At 63.4% G+C, this 24,200-nt stretch carries 1 protein-coding gene; it reads left to right on the top strand.

Translation table 11 applies throughout. The features are described from left to right. Positions 1–140 precede the first annotated feature (140 nt). Complete coding sequence (locus E5E97_RS23180) at positions 141–24,200, top strand: VCBS domain-containing protein (protein ID WP_171281180.1); 24,060 nt, start codon at positions 141–143, stop codon at positions 24,198–24,200.

Below are 24,200 nucleotides of genomic sequence, written 5' to 3'. Positions count from 1 at the left end.
GTTGTTGACCCTTCTGTTTAACCGACCGTTCCAGCCTCAAATCAGTCTATCCATTCGAATTTTCTAACTGGTTTCCGGCGCCATTCGCGGGCACATTAGACGGTGGAATATTGCATGCCAATAGAGATTCAGGAGAGAACATGAGCAGCCACAATATCGCATTGGATCAGGACGTCGTCGTTACCCAGTTGAAAGGCAAGGTTTACCTGGTGGCCGCTGATGGCAGCCAGAAGCAGCTCGCCGAAGGCGATATCCTGCCCAAGGATGCGGTGCTGATCACTCCTGAAGGCGCCAGCTTCAAAGGTGGCAACCAGACTTTCACCCTGAGCCCGACCAACGAGCAGCAGGTTGAGGATGAAACGTCTCAAGAGCCGCAGCTTGCCCAGAATGTGCCGTCCGGCAATCCCAATGACATCGCGGCCCTGCAGCAGGCCATCCTGGGCGGCGCCGACCCGACCAAGGCATTTGAAGCATCTGCCGCGGGTGGGGCGCCTGCCGCCGGTGGTGGTGGCATTGGTGGCGTGGCTGGCGCCAGTGGCAACGGTGGTTTCGTTACCATCGATCGTACCGGTGATGCCACCATAGCAGCGGCCGGTTTTGATACGGCCAACCAGACCGATGCCGGCGTGATCGCTGATGCACTGCCGGGTGAAGAGAATCGCCTGATTGATCTCGTCCCGCCGGTGATCACCGTCTCCGCCCCTGACAATACCAACGACACGACACCGACCATCACCGGAACCACGGATGCCGACGCCGGCAGTACCGTGACCCTGCTGGTGACCGATGCCAATGGCAACCAGCAAACCCTGATCACCACCGTCAATCCGGATGGCACCTTCAGCGTGGACGTGATCACTCCGCTGGTTGATGGCTCCTACACAGTGACTGCCAGCGTCACCGATCCGGCTGGCAACACCGGCACCGCGACCGATGACGGCAGCGTGGACAGTACCGCGCCCTCGGCGCCGCAAGTGGAAATCCAGGACGGCGCGGACAATGTCATCTCCGCCAACGAGCGCGAAAACGGGGTGGATGTCATCATCCGGCTGCCGGGCGATGCCAAGGCTGGCGATCGTCTCGATGTGGACTGGAACGGTGATGGTGTGCCCGATTCCAGTAGAATTCTGACGACCGACGACATCGGCCGTACCCAGGTCACTCTGACCATCCCTACCACGGATCTGCCGGTCAATGGCCCCATCACGGTGGATGCCACCCTGACCGACCCGGTGGGCAACACCTCGCCCAAGGGGACCGACAACAGCGTGGTGAATGCCGCGCCTCTGCCGGGTGACGACCAGTTCACCGTGGCGGAGGACGGCACCGTCACCATCAATGTGCTTGGCAACGACACGGATATGGATGGCGATCGTCTCACCATTACCGCCATCAACGGCCAGACCATTGCCGAAGGCGGCACGGTAGCGATCAGCAATGGTTCCGTCACTCTCAGCAATGGCCAGCTGATCTTCACGCCGGCTCCGGATTTCAATGGCAACATCGCGTTTGAATACACCATCACCGATGGCCTGAACAGCGCCACAGGCGGCGTGACCGGGACTGTTACGCCGGTCAACGACGCGGCTGTCATTACCGGCACCGACACCGGCGGCGTGGTGGAAGACGAGACCAACCCGACTCTGACCGAGACCGGCACCCTGAGCGTCACCGACGTGGACGGCGCTGACGAGGCCAAGTTTGTGGCCGGCAACGGTACCCCGAGTGCGGGTGCGCTGGGCAGCCTGACCATCACCGAAGGCGGGGCTTGGAGCTACAACGTCGACAACAGCAAGGTGCAGTATCTGGGCGAGGGCGAGACCAAGGTCGAGACCTTCACCGTGGCCTCAGTCGATGGCACCACTCACACCGTCACCATCACCATCACCGGCGTGAACGACTCTGCCGTGATCGGTGGCACTGACAGCGGTGCGGTCACCGAAGATGAAACCAACCCGACTCTGACCGAGACCGGTACCCTGAGCGTGACCGACGTGGACGGGGCGGATGAAGCCAAGTTCCTGGCCGGCAACGGCACCCCGAGTGCGGGCGCACTGGGCAGCCTGACCATCACCGAAGGCGGTGCCTGGACCTACAACGTCGACAACAGCAAGGTGCAGTACCTGGGCGAGGGCGAGACCAAGGTCGAGACCTTCACCGTGGACTCAGTCGATGGCACCACTCACACCGTCACCATCACCATCACCGGCGTGAACGATGCCGCTGTCATTACCGGCACCGACACCGGCAGCGTGGTGGAAGACGAGACCAACCCGACTCTGACCGAGACCGGTACCCTGAGCGTGACTGACGTGGACGGGGCGGATGAAGCCAAGTTCCTGGCCGGCAACGGCACCCCGAGCGCGGGTGCACTGGGCAGCCTGACCATCACCGAAGGCGGTGCCTGGACCTACAACGTCGACAACAGCAAGGTGCAGTACCTGGGCGAGGGCGAGACCAAGGTCGAGACCTTTGTGGTCAAGTCCGTGGACGGCACCGAGCACACCGTCACCATCACCATTACCGGCGTCAACGATGCCGCGGTGATCACCGGTAGCGATACCGGTAGCGTGGTGGAAGACGAAACCAACCCGCTGCTGACCGAGACCGGTACCCTGAGCGTCACCGACGTGGATGGTGCCGACGAGGCCAAGTTCCTGGCCGGCAACGGCACCCCGAGCACTGGCGCACTGGGTAGCCTCGCCATCACCGAAGGCGGTGCCTGGACCTACAACGTCGACAACAGCAAGGTGCAGTACCTGGGCGAAGGCGAGACCAAGGTCGAGACCTTTGTGGTCAAGTCCGTGGATGGCACCGAGCACACCGTCACCATCACCATCACCGGCGTGAACGACTCTGCCGTGATCGGTGGCACTGACAGCGGTGCAGTCACCGAAGACGAAACCACCCCGCTGCTGACCGAGACCGGTACCCTGAGCGTCACCGACGTGGACGGGGCGGATGAAGCCAAGTTCCTGGCCGGCAACGGCGTGGCCAGCACTGGCGCACTGGGCAGCCTGACCATCACCGAAGGCGGTGCCTGGACCTACAACGTCGACAACAGCAAGGTGCAGTACCTGGGCGAAGGTGAGACCAAGGTCGAGACCTTTGTGGTCAAGTCCGTGGACGGCACCGAGCACACCGTCACCATCACCATCACCGGCGTGAACGACTCTGCCGTGATCGGTGGCACTGACAGCGGTGCAGTCACCGAAGACGAAACCACCCCGCTGCTGACCGAGACCGGCACCCTGAGCGTCACCGACGTGGACGGCGCCGATGAGGCCAAATTTGTGGCCGGCAACGGCACCCCGAGCGCGGGTGCGCTGGGCAGCCTCGCCATCACCGAAGGCGGTGCCTGGACCTACAACGTCGACAACAGCAAGGTGCAGTACCTGGGCGAGGGCGAGACCAAGGTCGAGACCTTCACCGTGGCCTCAGTCGATGGCACCACTCACACCGTCACCATCACCATCACCGGCGTCAACGATGCCGCGGTGATCACCGGTAGCGATACCGGTAGCGTGGTGGAAGACGAGACCAACCCGCTGCTGACCGAGACCGGTACCCTGAGCGTGACCGACGTGGATGGTGCCGACGAGGCCAAATTTGTGGCCGGCAACGGCACCCCGAGCGCCGGTGCGCTGGGCAGCCTGACCATCACCGAAGGCGGTGCCTGGACTTACAACGTCGACAACAGCAAGGTGCAGTACCTGGGCGAGGGCGAGACCAAGGTTGAGACCTTCACCGTGGCCTCGGTCGATGGCACCACCCACACCGTGACCATCACCATCACTGGCGTGAACGACTCTGCCGTGATCGGTGGCACTGACAGCGGTGCAGTCACCGAAGACGAGACCAAGCCGACTCTGACCGAGACCGGCACCCTGAGCGTCACCGACGTGGACGGGGCGGATGAAGCCAAGTTCCTGGCCGGCAACGGCACCCCGAGCGCGGGTGCGCTGGGCAGCCTCGCCATCACCGAAGGCGGTGCCTGGACCTACAACGTCGACAACAGCAAGGTGCAGTACCTGGGCGAGGGCGAGACCAAGGTCGAGACCTTCACCGTGGCCTCAGTCGATGGCACCACTCATACCGTCACCATCACCATCACCGGCGTTAACGATGCGGCTGTTATTACTGGCACCGACAGCGGTGCGGTGACGGAAGATGCCAGCCCGGATGTACTGACTGACAGCGGCACTCTGACCGTGACCGACGTGGATGGGGCGGATGAAGCCAAGTTCCTGGCTGGCAACGGCACCCCGAGCGCGGGTGCGCTGGGCAGCCTGACCATCGATGCCGATGGCAACTGGACTTACAACGTGGCCAACGGCGACGTGCAGTACCTGGGCGAAGGCGAGACCAAGGTCGAGACCTTTGTGGTCAAGTCCGTGGATGGCACCGAGCACACCGTGACCATCACCATCACCGGCGTCAACGATGCCGCGGTGATCACCGGTAGCGATACTGGTGCGGTCACCGAAGACGAGACCAACCCGACTCTGACCGAGACCGGCACCCTGAGCGTGACCGACGTGGACGGCGCCGACGAGGCCAAGTTTGTGGCCGGCAACGGCGTGGCCAGCACTGGCGCACTGGGTAGCCTGACCATCACCGAAGGCGGTGTCTGGACCTACAACGTCGACAACAGCAAGGTGCAGTACCTGGGCGAAGGTGAGACCAAGGTCGAGACCTTCACCGTGGCCTCGGTCGATGGCACCACTCACACCGTCACCATCACCATCACCGGCGTCAACGATGCCGCGGTCATTACCGGTAACGACACTGGTGCGGTCACCGAAGACGAGACCAACCCGACCCTGACCGAGACCGGTACCCTGAGCGTGACCGACGTGGACGGCGCCGACGAAGCCAAGTTTGTGGCCGGCAACGGCACCCCGAGCGCGGGTGTGCTGGGCAGCCTGACCATCACCGAAGGCGGGGCCTGGACCTACAACGTCGACAACAGCAAGGTACAGTACCTGGGCGAAGGCGAGACCAAGGTCGAGACCTTCACCGTGGCCTCGGTCGATGGCACCACTCACACCGTCACCATTACCATCACCGGCGTGAACGACTCTGCCGTGATCGGTGGCACTGACAGCGGTGCAGTCACCGAAGACGAGACCAACCCGCTGCTGACCGAGACCGGCACTCTGAGCGTGACCGACGTGGACGGGGCGGATGAAGCCAAGTTCCTGGCCGGCAACGGCACCCCGAGCGCCGGTGCACTGGGCAGCCTGACCATCACCGAAGGCGGTGCCTGGACCTACAACGTCGACAACAGCAAGGTGCAGTACCTGGGTGAGGGCGAGACCAAGGTCGAGACCTTCACCGTGGCTTCAGTCGATGGCACCACTCACACCGTCACTATCACCATCACTGGCGTGAACGACTCTGCCGTGATCGGCGGCACTGACAGCGGTGCAGTTACCGAAGACGAAACCAACCCGCTGCTGACCGAGACCGGCACCCTGAGCGTGACCGACGTGGACGGCGCCGACGAAGCCAAGTTCCTGGCCGGCAACGGCACCCCGAGCGCGGGTGCACTGGGTAGCCTCTCCATCACCGAGACCGGTACCTGGAGCTACAACGTCGACAACAGCAAGGTGCAGTACCTGGGCGAGGGCGAGACCAAGGTCGAGACCTTCACCGTGGCCTCAGTCGATGGCACCACCCACACCGTCACCATCACCATCACCGGCGTCAACGATGCGGCGGTCATTACCGGCACCGACACTGGCGGCGTGGTGGAAGACGAGACCAACCCGACTCTGACCGAGACCGGTACCCTGAGCGTGACCGACGTGGACGGCGCCGACGAGGCCAAGTTCCTGGCCGGCAACGGCACCCCGAGCGCGGGTGCGTTGGGCAGCCTCGCCATCACCGAAGGCGGTGCCTGGACTTACAACGTCGACAACAGCAAGGTGCAGTACCTGGGCGAGGGCGAGACCAAGGTCGAGACCTTCACCGTGGCTTCAGTCGATGGCACCACTCACACCGTCACCATCACCATCACTGGTGTGAACGACTCTGCCGTGATCGGCGGCACTGACAGCGGTGCAGTTACCGAAGACGAGACCAACCCGACTCTGACCGAGACCGGCACCCTGAGCGTGACCGACGTGGACGGGGCGGATGAAGCCAAGTTCCTGGCCGGCAACGGCACCCCGAGTGCGGGTGCGCTGGGTAGCCTCTCCATCACCGAAGGCGGTGCCTGGACCTACAACGTCGACAACAGCAAGGTGCAGTACCTGGGTGAGGGCGAGACCAAGGTCGAGACCTTCACCGTGGCTTCAGTCGATGGCACCACCCACACCGTCACCATCACCATCACCGGCGTCAACGATGCGGCGGTCATTACCGGCACCGACACTGGCGGCGTGGTGGAAGACGAGACCAACCCGACTCTGACCGAGACCGGTACCCTGAGCGTGACCGACGTGGACGGCGCCGACGAAGCCAAGTTCCTGGCCGGCAACGGCACCCCGAGTGCGGGTGCACTGGGTAGCCTGACCATCACCGAAGGCGGTGCCTGGACCTACAACGTCGACAACAGCAAGGTGCAGTACCTGGGCGAAGGCGAGACCAAGGTCGAGACCTTTGTGGTCAAGTCCGTGGACGGCACCGAGCACACCGTCACTATCACCATCACCGGCGTCAACGATGCCGCGGTGATCACCGGTAGCGACACTGGTGCGGTTACCGAAGACGAAACCAACCCGACCCTGACCGAGACCGGCACCCTGAGCGTGACCGACGTGGACGGCGCCGACGAGGCCAAGTTCCTGGCCGGCAACGGCACCCCGAGCGCGGGTGCACTGGGTAGCCTCTCCATCACCGAAGGCGGGGCCTGGACCTACAACGTCGACAACAGCAAGGTACAGTACCTGGGCGAAGGCGAGACCAAGGTCGAGACCTTCACCGTGGCCTCGGTCGATGGCACCACTCACACCGTCACCATTACCATCACCGGCGTGAACGACTCTGCCGTGATCGGTGGCACTGACAGCGGTGCAGTCACCGAAGACGAGACCAACCCGCTGCTGACCGAGACCGGCACTCTGAGCGTGACCGACGTGGACGGGGCGGATGAAGCCAAGTTTGTGGCCGGCAACGGCGTGGCCAGCACTGGCGCGCTGGGCAGCCTGACCATCACCGAAGGCGGTGCCTGGACCTACAACGTCGACAACAGCAAGGTGCAGTACCTGGGCGAAGGCGAGACCAAGGTCGAGACCTTCACCGTGGCTTCAGTCGATGGCACCACTCATACCGTCACCATTACCATTACCGGCGTGAACGACTCTGCCGTGATCGGCGGTACTGACAGCGGTGCAGTTACCGAAGACGAGACCAACCCGCTGCTGACCGAGACCGGCACCCTGAGCGTGACCGACGTGGACGGCGCTGACGAGGCCAAGTTTGTGGCCGGCAATGGCACCCCGAGCGCCGGTGCACTGGGCAGCCTGACCATCACCGAAGGCGGTGCCTGGACCTACAACGTCGACAACAGCAAGGTGCAGTACCTGGGTGAGGGCGAGACCAAGGTCGAGACCTTCACCGTGGCTTCAGTCGATGGCACCACTCACACCGTCACTATCACCATCACTGGCGTGAACGACTCTGCCGTGATCGGCGGCACTGACAGCGGTGCAGTTACCGAAGACGAAACCAACCCGCTGCTGACCGAGACCGGCACCCTGAGCGTGACCGACGTGGACGGCGCCGACGAAGCCAAGTTCCTGGCCGGCAACGGCACCCCGAGCGCGGGTGCACTGGGCAGCCTGACCATCACCGAAGGCGGTACCTGGACTTACAACGTCGACAACAGCAAGGTGCAGTACCTGGGCGAAGGCGAGACCAAGGTCGAGACCTTTGTGGTCAAGTCGGTGGACGGCACCGAGCACACCGTCACCATCACCATCACCGGCGTGAACGATGGCGCCGTGGTGGCGGGGGATGACCTGGGCGCGGTGACCGAAGATCTGAACGTGGTCGGCGGCAAGCTGAGCGACAGCGGCGTGCTGACCATCAGCGATGAAGATCAGGGTCAGGCCAAGTTCCTGGCCGGCAATGGCACCCCGAGCGCGGGCGCACTGGGCAGCCTCGCCATCACCGAAGGCGGTGCCTGGACCTACAACGTCGACAACAGCAAGGTGCAGTACCTGGGCGAGGGCGAGACCAAGGTCGAGACCTTTGTGGTCAAGTCCGTGGACGGCACCGAGCACACCGTCACCATCACCATCACTGGCGTGAACGACTCTGCCGTGATCGGTGGCACTGACAGCGGTGCAGTCACCGAAGACGAAACCACCCCGCTGCTGACCGAGACCGGCACCCTGAGCGTGACCGACGTGGACGGCGCGGATGAAGCCAAGTTCCTGGCCGGCAACGGCACCCCGAGTGCGGGTGCACTGGGTAGCCTGACCATCACCGAAGGCGGGGCCTGGACCTACAACGTCGACAACAGCAAGGTGCAGTACCTGGGCGAAGGCGAGACCAAGGTCGAGACCTTCACCGTGGCCTCGGTCGATGGCACCACTCACACCGTCACTATCACCATCACTGGCGTGAACGACTCTGCCGTGATCGGTGGCACTGACAGCGGTGCAGTCACCGAAGACGAGACCAACCCGACTCTGACCGAGACCGGCACCCTGAGCGTGACCGACGTGGACGGCGCCGACGAGGCCAAGTTCCTGGCCGGCAACGGCACCCCGAGTGCGGGTGCACTGGGTAGCCTGACCATCACCGAAGGCGGTGCCTGGACCTACAACGTCGACAACAGCAAGGTGCAGTACCTGGGCGAAGGCGAGACCAAGGTCGAGACCTTTGTGGTCAAGTCCGTGGACGGCACCGAGCACACCGTCACTATCACCATCACCGGCGTCAACGATGCCGCGGTGATCACCGGTAGCGACACTGGTGCGGTTACCGAAGACGAAACCAACCCGACCCTGACCGAGACCGGCACCCTGAGCGTGACCGACGTGGACGGCGCCGACGAGGCCAAGTTCCTGGCCGGCAACGGCACCCCGAGCGCGGGTGCACTGGGTAGCCTCTCCATCACCGAAGGCGGGGCCTGGACCTACAACGTCGACAACAGCAAGGTGCAGTACCTGGGCGAGGGCGAGACCAAGGTCGAGACCTTTGTGGTCAAGTCCGTGGACGGCACCGAGCACACCGTCACTATCACCATCACCGGCGTCAACGATGCCGCGGTGATCACCGGTAGCGATACTGGTGCGGTCACCGAAGACGAAACCACCCCGCTGCTGACCGAGACCGGCACCCTGAGCGTGACCGACGTGGACGGCGCCGACGAAGCCAAGTTCCTGGCCGGCAACGGCACCCCGAGTGCGGGTGCACTGGGTAGCCTCTCCATCACCGAAGGCGGTGCCTGGACCTACAACGTCGACAACAGCAAGGTGCAGTACCTGGGCGAGGGCGAGACCAAGGTCGAGACCTTTGTGGTCAAGTCCGTGGACGGCACCGAGCACACCGTCACTATCACCATCACCGGCGTCAACGATGCCGCGGTGATCACCGGTAGCGATACTGGTGCGGTCACCGAAGACGAAACCAACCCGACTCTGACCGAGACCGGCACCCTGAGCGTCACCGACGTGGATGGGGCGGATGAAGCCAAGTTCCTGGCCGGCAACGGCACCCCGAGTGCGGGTGCACTGGGTAGCCTGACCATCACCGAAGGCGGGGCCTGGACTTACAACGTCGACAACAGCAAGGTGCAGTACCTGGGCGAAGGCGAGACCAAGGTCGAGACCTTCACCGTGGCCTCGGTCGATGGCACCACTCACACCGTCACTATCACCATCACTGGCGTGAACGACTCTGCCGTGATCGGTGGCACTGACAGCGGTGCAGTCACCGAAGACGAGACCAACCCGACTCTGACCGAGACCGGCACCCTGAGCGTGACCGACGTGGACGGCGCCGACGAGGCCAAGTTCCTGGCCGGCAACGGCACCCCGAGTGCGGGTGCACTGGGTAGCCTCGCCATCACCGAAGGCGGTGCCTGGACCTACAACGTCGACAACAGCAAGGTGCAGTACCTGGGCGAAGGCGAGACCAAGGTCGAGACCTTTGTGGTCAAGTCCGTGGACGGCACCGAGCACACCGTCACTATCACCATCACCGGCGTCAACGATGCCGCGGTGATCACCGGTAGCGACACTGGTGCGGTTACCGAAGACGAAACCAACCCGACCCTGACCGAGACCGGTACCCTGAGCGTGACCGACGTGGACGGCGCCGACGAGGCCAAGTTCCTGGCCGGCAATGGCACCCCGAGCGCGGGTGCACTGGGTAGCCTCTCCATCACCGAAGGCGGGGCCTGGACCTACAACGTCGACAACAGCAAGGTACAGTACCTGGGCGAAGGCGAGACCAAGGTCGAGACCTTCACCGTGGCCTCGGTCGATGGCACCACTCACACCGTCACCATCACCATCACTGGCGTGAACGACTCTGCCGTGATCGGTGGCACTGACAGCGGTGCAGTCACCGAAGACGAAACCACCCCGCTGCTGACCGAGACCGGCACCCTGAGCGTGACCGACGTGGACGGCGCCGACGAAGCCAAGTTCCTGGCCGGCAACGGCACCCCGAGCGCGGGTGCACTGGGCAGCCTCGCCATCACCGAAGGCGGGGCCTGGACTTACAACGTCGACAACAGCAAGGTGCAGTACCTGGGCGAAGGCGAGACCAAGGTCGAGACCTTTGTGGTCAAGTCCGTGGATGGCACCGAGCACACCGTGACCATCACCATCACTGGCGTCAACGATGCCGCGGTGATCACCGGTAGCGACACTGGTGCAGTCACCGAAGATGAAAGCACCCCGCTGCTGACCGAGACCGGCACCCTGAGCGTGACCGACGTGGACGGCGCCGACGAGGCCAAGTTCCTGGCCGGCAACGGCACCCCGAGCGCGGGTGCGCTGGGCAGCCTGACCATCGATGCCGATGGCAACTGGACTTACAACGTGGCCAACGGCGACGTGCAGTACCTGGGCGAAGGCGAGACCAAGGTCGAGACCTTCACCGTGGCCTCAGTCGATGGCACCACTCACACCGTCACCATCACCATCACCGGCGTCAACGACTCTGCCGTGATCGGTGGCACTGACAGCGGTGCGGTCACCGAAGACGAAACCAAGCCGACTCTGACCGAGACCGGCACCCTGAGCGTGACCGACGTGGACGGCGCCGACGAAGCCAAGTTCCTGGCCGGCAACGGCACCCCGAGCGCCGGTGCACTGGGTAGCCTCTCCATCACCGAAGGCGGGGCCTGGAGCTACAACGTCGACAACAGCAAGGTACAGTACCTGGGCGAGGGCGAGACCAAGGTCGAGACCTTTGTGGTCAAGTCCGTGGATGGCACCGAGCACACCGTCACCATCACCATCACTGGCGTCAACGATGCCGCGGTGATCACCGGTAGCGACACTGGTGCAGTCACCGAAGATGAAAGCACCCCGCTGCTGACCGAGACCGGCACCCTGAGCGTGACCGACGTGGACGGCGCCGACGAGGCCAAGTTCCTGGCTGGCAACGGCACCCCGAGCGCGGGTGCGCTGGGCAGCCTGACCATCGATGCCGATGGCAACTGGACTTACAACGTGGCCAACGGCGACGTGCAGTACCTGGGCGAAGGCGAGACCAAGGTCGAGACCTTCACCGTGGCCTCAGTCGATGGCACCACTCACACCGTCACCATCACCATCACCGGCGTCAACGACTCTGCCGTGATCGGTGGCACTGACAGCGGTGCGGTCACCGAAGACGAAACCAACCCGACTCTGACCGAGACCGGCACCCTGAGCGTGACCGACGTGGACGGCGCCGACGAAGCCAAGTTCCTGGCCGGCAACGGCACCCCGAGCGCCGGTGCACTGGGTAGCCTCTCCATCACCGAAGGCGGGGCCTGGAGCTACAACGTCGACAACAGCAAGGTACAGTACCTGGGCGAGGGCGAGACCAAGGTCGAGACCTTTGTGGTCAAGTCCGTGGATGGCACCGAGCACACCGTCACCATCACCATCACTGGCGTCAACGATGCCGCGGTGATCACCGGTAGCGATACTGGTGCGGTCACCGAAGACGAGACCAAGCCGACCCTGACCGAGACCGGCACCCTGAGCGTGACCGACGTGGACGGCGCCGACGAGGCCAAGTTCCTGGCCGGCAACGGCACCCCGAGTGCGGGTGCACTGGGTAGCCTCGCCATCACCGAACGCGGGGCCTGGACTTACAACGTCGACAACAGCAAGGTGCAGTACCTGGGCGAGGGCGAGACCAAGGTCGAGACCTTCACCGTGGCCTCAGTCGATGGCACCACCCACACCGTCACCATCACCATCACCGGCGTCAACGATGCGGCGGTCATTACCGGCACCGACACTGGCGGCGTGGTGGAAGACGAGACCAACCCGACTCTGACCGAGACCGGTACCCTGAGCGTGACCGACGTGGACGGCGCCGACGAGGCCAAGTTCCTGGCCGGCAACGGCACCCCGAGCGCGGGTGCGTTGGGCAGCCTCGCCATCACCGAAGGCGGTGCCTGGACTTACAACGTCGACAACAGCAAGGTGCAGTACCTGGGCGAGGGCGAGACCAAGGTCGAGACCTTCACCGTGGCTTCAGTCGATGGCACCACTCACACCGTCACCATCACCATCACTGGTGTGAACGACTCTGCCGTGATCGGCGGCACTGACAGCGGTGCAGTTACCGAAGACGAGACCAACCCGACTCTGACCGAGACCGGCACCCTGAGCGTGACCGACGTGGACGGGGCGGATGAAGCCAAGTTCCTGGCCGGCAACGGCACCCCGAGTGCGGGTGCGCTGGGTAGCCTCTCCATCACCGAAGGCGGTGCCTGGACCTACAACGTCGACAACAGCAAGGTGCAGTACCTGGGTGAGGGCGAGACCAAGGTCGAGACCTTCACCGTGGCTTCAGTCGATGGCACCACCCACACCGTCACCATCACCATCACCGGCGTCAACGATGCGGCGGTCATTACCGGCACCGACACTGGCGGCGTGGTGGAAGACGAGACCAACCCGACTCTGACCGAGACCGGTACCCTGAGCGTGACCGACGTGGACGGCGCCGACGAAGCCAAGTTCCTGGCCGGCAACGGCACCCCGAGTGCGGGTGCACTGGGTAGCCTGACCATCACCGAAGGCGGTGCCTGGACCTACAACGTCGACAACAGCAAGGTGCAGTACCTGGGCGAAGGCGAGACCAAGGTCGAGACCTTTGTGGTCAAGTCCGTGGATGGCACCGAGCACACCGTGACCATCACCATCACTGGCGTCAACGATGCCGCGGTGATCACCGGTAGCGACACTGGTGCAGTCACCGAAGATGAAAGCACCCCGCTGCTGACCGAGACCGGCACCCTGAGCGTGACCGACGTGGACGGCGCCGACGAGGCCAAGTTCCTGGCTGGCAACGGCACCCCGAGCGCGGGTGCGCTGGGCAGCCTGACCATCGATGCCGATGGCAACTGGACTTACAACGTGGCCAACGGCGACGTGCAGTACCTGGGCGAAGGCGAGACCAAGGTCGAGACCTTCACCGTGGCCTCAGTCGATGGCACCACTCACACCGTCACCATCACCATCACCGGCGTCAACGACTCTGCCGTGATCGGTGGCACTGACAGCGGTGCGGTCACCGAAGACGAAACCAAGCCGACTCTGACCGAGACCGGCACCCTGAGCGTGACCGACGTGGACGGCGCCGACGAAGCCAAGTTCCTGGCCGGCAACGGCACCCCGAGCGCCGGTGCACTGGGTAGCCTCTCCATCACCGAAGGCGGGGCCTGGAGCTACAACGTCGACAACAGCAAGGTACAGTACCTGGGCGAGGGCGAGACCAAGGTCGAGACCTTTGTGGTCAAGTCCGTGGATGGCACCGAGCACACCGTCACCATCACCATCACTGGCGTCAACGATGCCGCGGTGATCACCGGTAGCGACACTGGTGCAGTCACCGAAGATGAAAGCACCCCGCTGCTGACCGAGACCGGCACCCTGAGCGTGACCGACGTGGACGGCGCCGACGAGGCCAAGTTCCTGGCTGGCAACGGCACCCCGAGCGCGGGTGCGCTGGGCAGCCTGACCATCGATGCCGATGGCAACTGGACTTACAACGTGGCCAACGGCGACGTGCAGTACCTGGGCGAAGGCGAGACCAAGGTCGAGACCTTCACCGTGGCCTCAGTCGATGGCACCACTCACACCGTCACCATCACCATCACCGGCGTCAACGACTCTGCCGTGATCGGTGGCACTGACAGCGGTGCGGTCACCGAAGACGAAACCAACCCGACTCTGACCGAGACCGGCACCCTGAGCGTGACCGACGTGGACGGCGCCGACGAAGCCAAGTTCCTGGCCGGCAACGGCACCCCGAGCGCCGGTGCACTGGGTAGCCTCTCCATCACCGAAGGCGGGGCCTGGAGCTACAACGTCGACAACAGCAAGGTACAGTACCTGGGCGAGGGCGAGACCAAGGTCGAGACCTTTGTGGTCAAGTCCGTGGATGGCACCGAGCACACCGTCACCATCACCATCACTGGCGTCAACGATGCCGCGGTGATCACCGGTAGCGATACTGGTGCGGTCACCGAAGACGAGACCAAGCCGACCCTGACCGAGACCGGCACCCTGAGCGTGACCGACGTGGACGGCGCCGACGAGGCCAAGTTCCTGGCCGGCAACGGCACCCCGAGTGCGGGTGCACTGGGTAGCCTCGCCATCACCGAACGCGGGGCCTGGACTTACAACGTCGACAACAGCAAGGTGCAGTACCTGGGCGAGGGCGAGACCAAGGTCGAGACCTTTGTGGTCAAGTCCGTGGACGGCACCGAGCACACCGTCACTATCACCATCACTGGCGTCAACGATGCCGCGGTGATCAGCGGTAGCGATACTGGTGCGGTCACCGAAGATGAAAGCACCCCGCTGCTGACCGAGACCGGCACCCTGAGCGTGACCGACGTGGACGGCGCCGATGAGGCCAAGTTCCTGGCCGGCAACGGCACCCCGAGTGCGGGTGCACTGGGTAGCCTGACCATCACCGAAGGCGGTGCCTGGACCTACAACGTCGACAACAGCAAGGTGCAGTACCTGGGCGAGGGCGAGACCAAGGTCGAGACCTTTGTGGTCAAGTCGGTGGATGGCACCGAGCACACCGTGACCATCACCATCACTGGCGTCAACGATGCCGCGGTGATCACCGGTAGCGACACTGGTGCAGTCACCGAAGATGAAAGCACCCCGCTGCTGACCGAGACCGGCACCCTGAGCGTGACCGACGTGGACGGCGCCGACGAGGCCAAGTTCCAGGCCGGCAACGGCGTGGCCAGCACTGGCGCACTGGGCAGCCTGACCATCACCGAAGGCGGTACCTGGACTTACAACGTCGACAACAGCAAGGTGCAGTACCTGGGCGAAGGCGAGACCAAGGTCGAGACCTTTGTGGTCAAGTCGGTGGACGGCACCGAGCACACCGTCACCATCACCATCACCGGCGTGAACGATGGCGCCGTGGTGGCGGGGGATGACCTGGGCGCGGTGACCGAAGATCTGAACGTGGTCGGCGGCAAGCTGAGCGACAGCGGCGTGCTGACCATCAGCGATGAAGATCAGGGTCAGGCCAAGTTCCTGGCCGGCAATGGCACCCCGAGCGCGGGCGCACTGGGCAGCCTCTCCATCACCGAAGGCGGTGCCTGGACCTACAACGTCGACAACAGCAAGGTGCAGTACCTGGGCGAGGGCGAGACCAAGGTCGAGACCTTTGTGGTCAAGTCCGTGGACGGCACCGAGCACACCGTCACCATCACCATCACTGGCGTGAACGACTCTGCCGTGATCGGTGGCACTGACAGCGGTGCAGTCACCGAAGACGAAACCACCCCGCTGCTGACCGAGACCGGCACCCTGAGCGTGACCGACGTGGACGGCGCCGACGAGGCCAAGTTCCTGGCCGGCAACGGCACCCCGAGCGCGGGTGCACTGGGTAGCCTCTCCATCACCGAAGGCGGGGCCTGGACCTACAACGTCGACAACAGCAAGGTACAGTACCTGGGCGAAGGCGAGACCAAGGTCGAGACCTTCACCGTGGCCTCGGTCGATGGCACCACTCACACCGTCACCATCACCATCACTGGCGTGAACGACTCTGCCGTGATCGGTGGCACTGACAGCGGTGCAGTCACCGAAGACGAAACCACCCCGCTGCTGACCGAGACCGGCACCCTGAGCGTGACCGACGTGGACGGCGCCGACGAGGCCAAGTTCCTGGCCGGCAACGGCACCCCGAGCGCGGGTGCACTGGGCAGCCTCGCCATCACCGAAGGCGGGGCCTGGACTTACAACGTCGACAACAGCAAGGTGCAGTACCTGGGCGAAGGCGAGACCAAGGTCGAGACCTTTGTGGTCAAGTCCGTGGATGGCACCGAGCACACCGTGACCATCACCATCACTGGCGTCAACGATGCCGCGGTGATCACCGGTAGCGACACTGGTGCAGTCACCGAAGATGAAAGCACCCCGCTGCTGACCGAGACCGGCACCCTGAGCGTGACCGACGTGGACGGCGCCGACGAGGCCAAGTTCCTGGCTGGCAACGGCACCCCGAGCGCGGGTGCGCTGGGCAGCCTGACCATCGATGCCGATGGCAACTGGACTTACAACGTGGCCAACGGCGACGTGCAGTACCTGGGCGAAGGCGAGACCAAGGTCGAGACCTTCACCGTGGCCTCAGTCGATGGCACCACTCACACCGTCACCATCACCATCACCGGCGTCAACGACTCTGCCGTGATCGGTGGCACTGACAGCGGTGCGGTCACCGAAGACGAAACCAACCCGACTCTGACCGAGACCGGCACCCTGAGCGTGACCGACGTGGACGGCGCCGACGAAGCCAAGTTCCTGGCCGGCAACGGCACCCCGAGCGCCGGTGCACTGGGTAGCCTCTCCATCACCGAAGGCGGGGCCTGGAGCTACAACGTCGACAACAGCAAGGTACAGTACCTGGGCGAGGGCGAGACCAAGGTCGAGACCTTTGTGGTCAAGTCCGTGGATGGCACCGAGCACACCGTCACCATCACCATCACTGGCGTCAACGATGCCGCGGTGATCACCGGTAGCGATACTGGTGCGGTCACCGAAGACGAGACCAAGCCGACCCTGACCGAGACCGGCACCCTGAGCGTGACCGACGTGGACGGCGCCGACGAGGCCAAGTTCCTGGCCGGCAACGGCACCCCGAGTGCGGGTGCACTGGGTAGCCTCGCCATCACCGAACGCGGGGCCTGGACTTACAACGTCGACAACAGCAAGGTGCAGTACCTGGGCGAGGGCGAGACCAAGGTCGAGACCTTTGTGGTCAAGTCCGTGGATGGCACCGAGCACACCGTCACTATCACCATCACTGGCGTCAACGATGCCGCGGTGATCAGCGGTAGCGATACTGGTGCGGTCACCGAAGATGAAAGCACCCCGCTGCTGACCGAGACCGGCACCCTGAGCGTGACCGACATGGACGGCGCCGATGAGGCCAAGTTCCTGGCCGGCAACGGCACCCCGAGTGCGGGTGCACTGGGTAGCCTGACCATCACCGAAGGCGGTGCCTGGACCTACAACGTCGACAACAGCAAGGTGCAGTACCTGGGCGAGGGCGAGACCAAGGTCGAGACCTTTGTGGTCAAGTCGGTGGATGGCACCGAGCACACCGTGACCATCACCATCACTGGCGTCAACGATGCCGCGGTGATCACCGGTAGCGACACTGGTGCAGTCACCGAAGATGAAAGCACCCCGCTGCTGACCGAGACCGGCACCCTGAGCGTGACCGACGTGGACGGCGCCGACGAGGCCAAGTTCCTGGCCGGCAACGGCGTGGCCAGCACTGGCGCACTGGGCAGCCTGACCATCACCGAAGGCGGTACCTGGACTTACAACGTCGACAACAGCAAGGTGCAGTACCTGGGCGAAGGCGAGACCAAGGTCGAGACCTTTGTGGTCAAGTCGGTGGACGGCACCGAGCACACCGTCACCATCACCATCACCGGCGTGAACGATGGCGCCGTGGTGGCGGGGGATGACCTGGGGGCAGTGACCGAAGATCTGAACGTGGTCGGCGGCAAGCTGAGCGACAGCGGCGTGCTGACCATCAGCGATGAAGATCAGGGTCAGGCCAAGTTCCTGGCCGGCAATGGCACCCCGAGCGCGGGCGCACTGGGCAGCCTCTCCATCACCGAGACCGGTGCCTGGAGCTACAACGTCGACAACAGCAAGGTGCAGTACCTGGGCCTGGGCGAAACCCGCGTCGAGAGCTTCACCGTGCAGTCGGTGGATGGCACCACCCACACCGTCACCATCACCATCACCGGCGTGAACGATGGCGCCGTGGTGGCGGGGGATGACCTGGGCGCAGTGACCGAAGATCTGAACGTGGTCGGCGGCAAGCTGAGCGACAGCGGCGTGCTGACCATCAGCGATGCGGACCAGGGTCAGGCCAAGTTTGTGGCCGGCAACGGCACCCCGAGTGCGGGTGCGCTGGGCAGCCTCTCCATCACCGAGACCGGTACCTGGAGCTACAACGTTGACAACAGCAAGGTGCAGTACCTGGGCCAAGGTGAGACCCGCGTCGAGAGCTTCACCGTGCAGTCGGTGGATGGCACCACCCACACCGTCACCATCACCATCACTGGCGTGAACGATGGCGCCGTGGTGGCGGGGGATGACCTGGGTGCAGTGACCGAAGACCTGAATGTGGTCGGCGGCAAGCTGAGCGACAGCGGCGTGCTGACCATCAGCGATGCGGACCAGGGTCAGGCCAAGTTTGTGGCCGGCAACGGCACCCCGAGTGCGGGTGCGCTGGGCAGCCTCTCCATCACCGAGACCGGTACCTGGAGCTACAACGTCGATAACAGCAAGGTGCAGTACCTGGGCCAAGGTGAGACCCGTATTGAAACCTTCACCGTCAAGAGTGTCGATGGCACCAGCCACACCGTCACCATCACCATCACTGGCGTGAACGATGGCGCCGTGGTGGCGGGGGATGACCTGGGTGCAGTGACCGAAGACCTGAATGTGGTCGGCGGCAAGCTGAGCGACAGCGGCGTGCTGACCATCAGCGATGCGGACCAGGGTCAGGCCAAGTTTGTGGCCGGCAACGGCACCCCGAGTGCGGGTGCGCTGGGCAGCCTCTCCATCACCGAGACCGGTACCTGGAGCTACAACGTCGATAACAGCAAGGTGCAGTACCTGGGCCAAGGTGAGACCCGTATTGAAACCTTCACCGTCAAGAGTGTCGATGGCACCAGCCATACCGTCTCGGTCACCATCACCGGCACCAACGATGCACCGACCCTGAGTATCGACAAGGGGGCCGTGGTCTCCGAAGAGGGGCTGGCCGGTGGCATTGCCGATACGGCAGGCAGCAGCGATACCACCGACAGCGTGGCCGCCAGCGGCAAGATCACGGTCGGCGATGTCGACAGCCAGGATACGCTCACCATCAGCCTGAACGGGCCGGCTGGCCTGACGGCTGGCGGTGCCGCGGTGCAGTGGAGCTGGAATGCCGCCACCAAGGTATTGACCGGTTATACCGGTACACCGGGCGGCGCTGACTACAAGGCGGTCATGGATGTGAAGCTGACCGCGCCTGCCGCTGGCAGCAAGGGCGACTGGAGTTATGACGTGACGCTCAAGGCCCCGCTTGATCATCCGGTCAAGGGCAGTGAAGACGTACTCAACTTCCAGATCGGTGTGACCGTCTCGGATGGCAAGACCACCACCACCGGCAGTCTGCCCATCTCGGTCGAGGATGACTCGCCGGTGGCCGGTGACATGGCGGCCGTCTCCGTCATCAAGACCAACATCCCGGATACCCTGACCGGCCTGTTTGATCTGACCAAGTACAGTGGCAGCAACCAGACGACCCTGAACGTGAGCGGCTTCAGCATCACGGCGCTGGGCTTTACCTCGTCGACCAACTCGGCCCTGATCACCGCCAATGTCAACGGTTCCAGCTCTGGTCTGGGGGTTTCCAGTGTCGGTTCACCGAACCACAACCTCGCCAACGAGGTAGACTTCCGCCACTTTGCAAACGGTACTTCTGCTTCCGAGCAGCTGATCGTCAAGCTGGATGCGGGCAAGGTGGCCTATGGCGCCAACATCAAGTTCAGCCAGATGTTCGGTGGCGAGCTGGAGAGCGGTGTGGTCGAGTTCTATCGCGGCGGCGTGCTGATCGGTACCCAGACCTTCAGCTCCAACGCGGCGGGTGGCGACTATGCCGGCAACTTCCAGGTGCAGCAGGGTGGTTTCGATACCATGGTCATCAAGGCCACCAACAATGGTAACGGCCTCTACGCCGACAACAGCGACTTCACCGTGAAGAGCATCGAGTTCCTCGGTGCCACCACGGCGCCGGCTATCGCCTACGGTTCCGGCACGGTCACTCCGCAGTGGGGGGCCGACGGCAAGGGCTACATGCAGCTGGTCGGTTCTACCGAGACCGGGCTGACCACGGCGACCGGCAAGCTGATCACCACGACGATGGAATCGGCCAATACCCTGGTCGGCAAGGCCAGCGATGGCACCCTGGTGTTCCGTCTGGAATTTACCCCGGCCACCGGCAAGTGGGAGTTCTTCCAGTATCAGAACATGTCCAAGCCGCTGGGAGATGGCGACATCGACTTCCAGATCAAGGTGGTGGATGGCGACGGCGACTACAGCCTGGGCTCTTTCGCAACCAAGCCGCTGTTTACGCCCATCGTACAGTCGGTCTCCAGCGAGAGTGCGGCCGAGGGTGGCAACCTGCTGCACACGGTGACGCTCTCTGATGCGACCCAGGAAGCGACCCAGTATGACTTCGGCATCAAGGGCAGCGGTACCAACCCGGCTTCCAGCCTTGACTGGGGGACTGCCCAGTTCAGCAACGGGGTGACCTACAACAGCACCACCGGCAAGATCACCGTGCCGGCCGGGGTGTCGGGCTTTACCGTGACCATCCCGACGGTGGACGATCGTCTGGTCGAAGCGAATGAAACCCTGACCGTGACCGTGGGCGGTCAGAACGGCATCGGTACCATCATCGACAACGATCGTGCGCCGGTGACCACGGGTGGCTACAGTGCCGGCAAGGAAGACACGCCGCTGGTGCTGAAGTGGGCCCAGTTTGGTGCCAGCGATGATCAGGCCGCTTCTGACCTGAGTGTGCAGATCAACACCTTGCCGCTGAACGGCAAGCTGGAGTACCTGAACGCAGCCGGCCAGTGGATTGCGGTCAAGGTGGGGGATCTTGTCTCCTACGCCGATATCGACAGCGGCCACCTGCGCTTCGTGCCGGGCCTCAACGAGTCGAGCACCAACGCCAGCAACGGCAATGGCGTCGTGACCGGCAACCTGCAGGGCGATTACGCCAGCTTTGGTTACCAGATCAGCGACGGCGCCAACCTGAGCAACAGCGGCAAGCTGGTGATCGATATCACGGCGGTCGCGGACAAGCCGGTGGTCGACATCAGCCTGACGGGCAATGGCGTCCCGCTTTATACCCAGTACCCGTCGTCCGGCATCTCCACCGGAGCGTTCCAGAGCGGCAACTTCAACAAGGGCAACTTTGGCATCACCAGCAGCTTTACCGACAGCACCACCACCCAGGACAGTGTGGTGGGGACCAGCGGCAACGACTACATCGTCAGCGTGAAGGGGGGTGGCGATTACTTCGTCGGCGGTGCAGGCAATGATGTATTGGTCGGCGGCAACTCTGTCTCCGGCGATACCCTCGACGGCGGCACTGGCAATGACATCCTGGTGGCCGGACTGGGTGGCGACACCCTGTTTGGCGGCGCCGGTACCGACCTGGCCGTACTGATGGGCTCGCGTGCCAACTATGTCATCGAGCGCAGAAGTGACGGCGGTTTCAACTTCCTGGTGAAGGAAAACGGCGTCACCATCAGCAAGTCGCTCTACGACATTGAGCTGGTGCAGTTTGATGACGGCATCTATCAGTTCAACCAGACCGACGGCACCCTGACGGCGGTACAGCCGAGCGTGGTGGATTACCCGTTCGAGATCAGCGCTTCCCTGACCGACCGGGATGGCAGCGAGCAGTTCGACAGCCTGGTGCTGACCGGCATGCCGACGGGGTCGACTCTGTATCAGGGTTCCACCGTGCTCGGCACCGTGGGAGCTGATGGCAAGCTGACGCTGACCGGTCTGTGGAACCAGAGCGCGCTGGACGTCAAGCTGACCGGTCTGACCCTGCGGGTACCGGGCAGCAGTGCCGGCCAGTTCGACCTGAAGGTAGAAGCCATCGCCAAGGAAGTGGCGACCGACCAGACCAGCAGTGCATCGGATCAGGATTCGATCCGCATGAGCTACTTCCTTTCCACCGAAGGGGAGCCGGGCGATCAGAACCGCACCTATGGCAACGAGCACAATATCGTGGTCGGGGATCTGGATGGCAGCGTGGTATTGCCGGGCCAGAACTACAACATCGCCTTCATGGTCGACAGCTCAGGCAGTATCGGCAGCAGCGCCATGAACACCATCAAGAGCCAGCTGGCTCAGGTGTTCTCCAGCCTCAAGGCGAGCGCCGGCACCGATGGGGCCGGGACGGTCAACATCTTCCTGGTGGACTTCGACACCATGGCCAACAAGTCGGTCAGTGTGAACCTGAAGGACAGCAACGCCCTGAGCCAGCTGCAAGCCATTCTCGACAGCATGGATGGCAGCACCAACAGCGGCGGTGGCACCAACTACGAGGATGTGTTCAAGACCACGGCCAACTGGTTCAACAGCTCGACCGTACAGGGTAATACCAATGCCAAGAACCTGACCTACTTCATTACCGATGGTAAGCCGACTTACTATCTGAGCAATGAAGGCAGCAACCCGCTGGTTGATGACTACACCAACAACAACAAGGACGTGTATCTCAATCAGCTGCTGCAAAATGGTTATGTGCCTGGTCAGGTATACAAGAACGGTAACTTCACCGTGATTGATGGCCAGGGCGTCGTGTACAAGAGCGATACCTCAGGCAAGGTATCCACGATCGGTTATATGCGCCCTGATGGTCTGGGTGGTTATACCTACTCGACCCTGGCAGGTAATGGACAGGATTCCACATCCACCACCATCAGCAATGCCGTTGCCGGCTTTGCCTTGCTGACGGGCATGGGGGTCACGGTGGAAGCGATCGGACTGGGGGCCAACATCTCCTACAACGATCTCAAGTCCTACGACTCTGACGGCGTCATCATGACCGGTGTCAACGCCAGCGACCTGGCCAACGCCATCCTGGGTACCTCGGTGAACAACCTGCCGGGCAGCGACCGGATCGACGGCGGTGCCGGTGACGACATCCTGTTCGGGGATGCCATCCACTTCGCCGGCATCAACGGTGAAGGTTACGCGGCCATCAAGCAGTATGTGGCCGGCAAGCTGAGCGCAGGCTCGGTGACCGATGCCCAGGTCCATGACTACATCACGGATCATGCCAGCGAGTTCGATCAGTCCTCCAACAACGACAAGGCGGACGTGCTGATCGGCGGCGATGGCAACGACATCCTGTTCGGCCAGGGTGGCGATGACTTCCTGTTCGGCGGGGCCGGCAACGACATCCTGTTCGGTGGTGCCGGCAACGACACCCTGTACGGCGAGAGCGGCAACGATACCCTGTACGGTGGCAGCGGCAACGACACCCTGTACGGCGGTAGCGGTGACGATACCCTGAGCGGTGGTCTGGGCAATGACATCCTGGTCGGCGGGCTGGGCAATGACATCCTCAAGGGGGATGGCGGCGCCGATACCTTCACCTGGCTGCAGGGCGACACCGCTGCGGGCAGCGTGGCCAAGGATTACGTGGTCGACTTCTCCAAGGCGGAGGGTGACAAGCTGGATCTGAGTGACCTGCTGGATCACGATGGTTCTCGCAACCAGAACGATCTGAAGAGCCTGCTCTCTGTCTTCCAGGACAGCGAAGGGGTTCACCTGCAGGTCAAGGAGAGCAGCGCCGCCCCCGTGACCCAGGAGATAGTGCTGATGAACCACACGTTCGACAGCCTCACCGGCAGCGCGTCGGCCACCTCGTCCCAGGTGATCGATTACATGCTGAACAACAACATGCTGGATATCGACAAGTAA

This window comes from Aeromonas sp. 2692-1 (assembly GCF_013085505.1).
GTDB lineage: Bacteria > Pseudomonadota > Gammaproteobacteria > Enterobacterales > Aeromonadaceae > Aeromonas > Aeromonas hydrophila.
Note: the sequence above shows the minus strand (reverse complement) of the source record. Positions and strands in the feature narration are given on the sequence as shown.

What these genes read in the sequence shown, in the direction of transcription:
- E5E97_RS23180 (WP_171281180.1), top strand. Translation starts at nt 141, where the DNA reads ATGAGCAGCCACAATATCGCATTGGATCAGGACGTCGTCGTTACCCAG.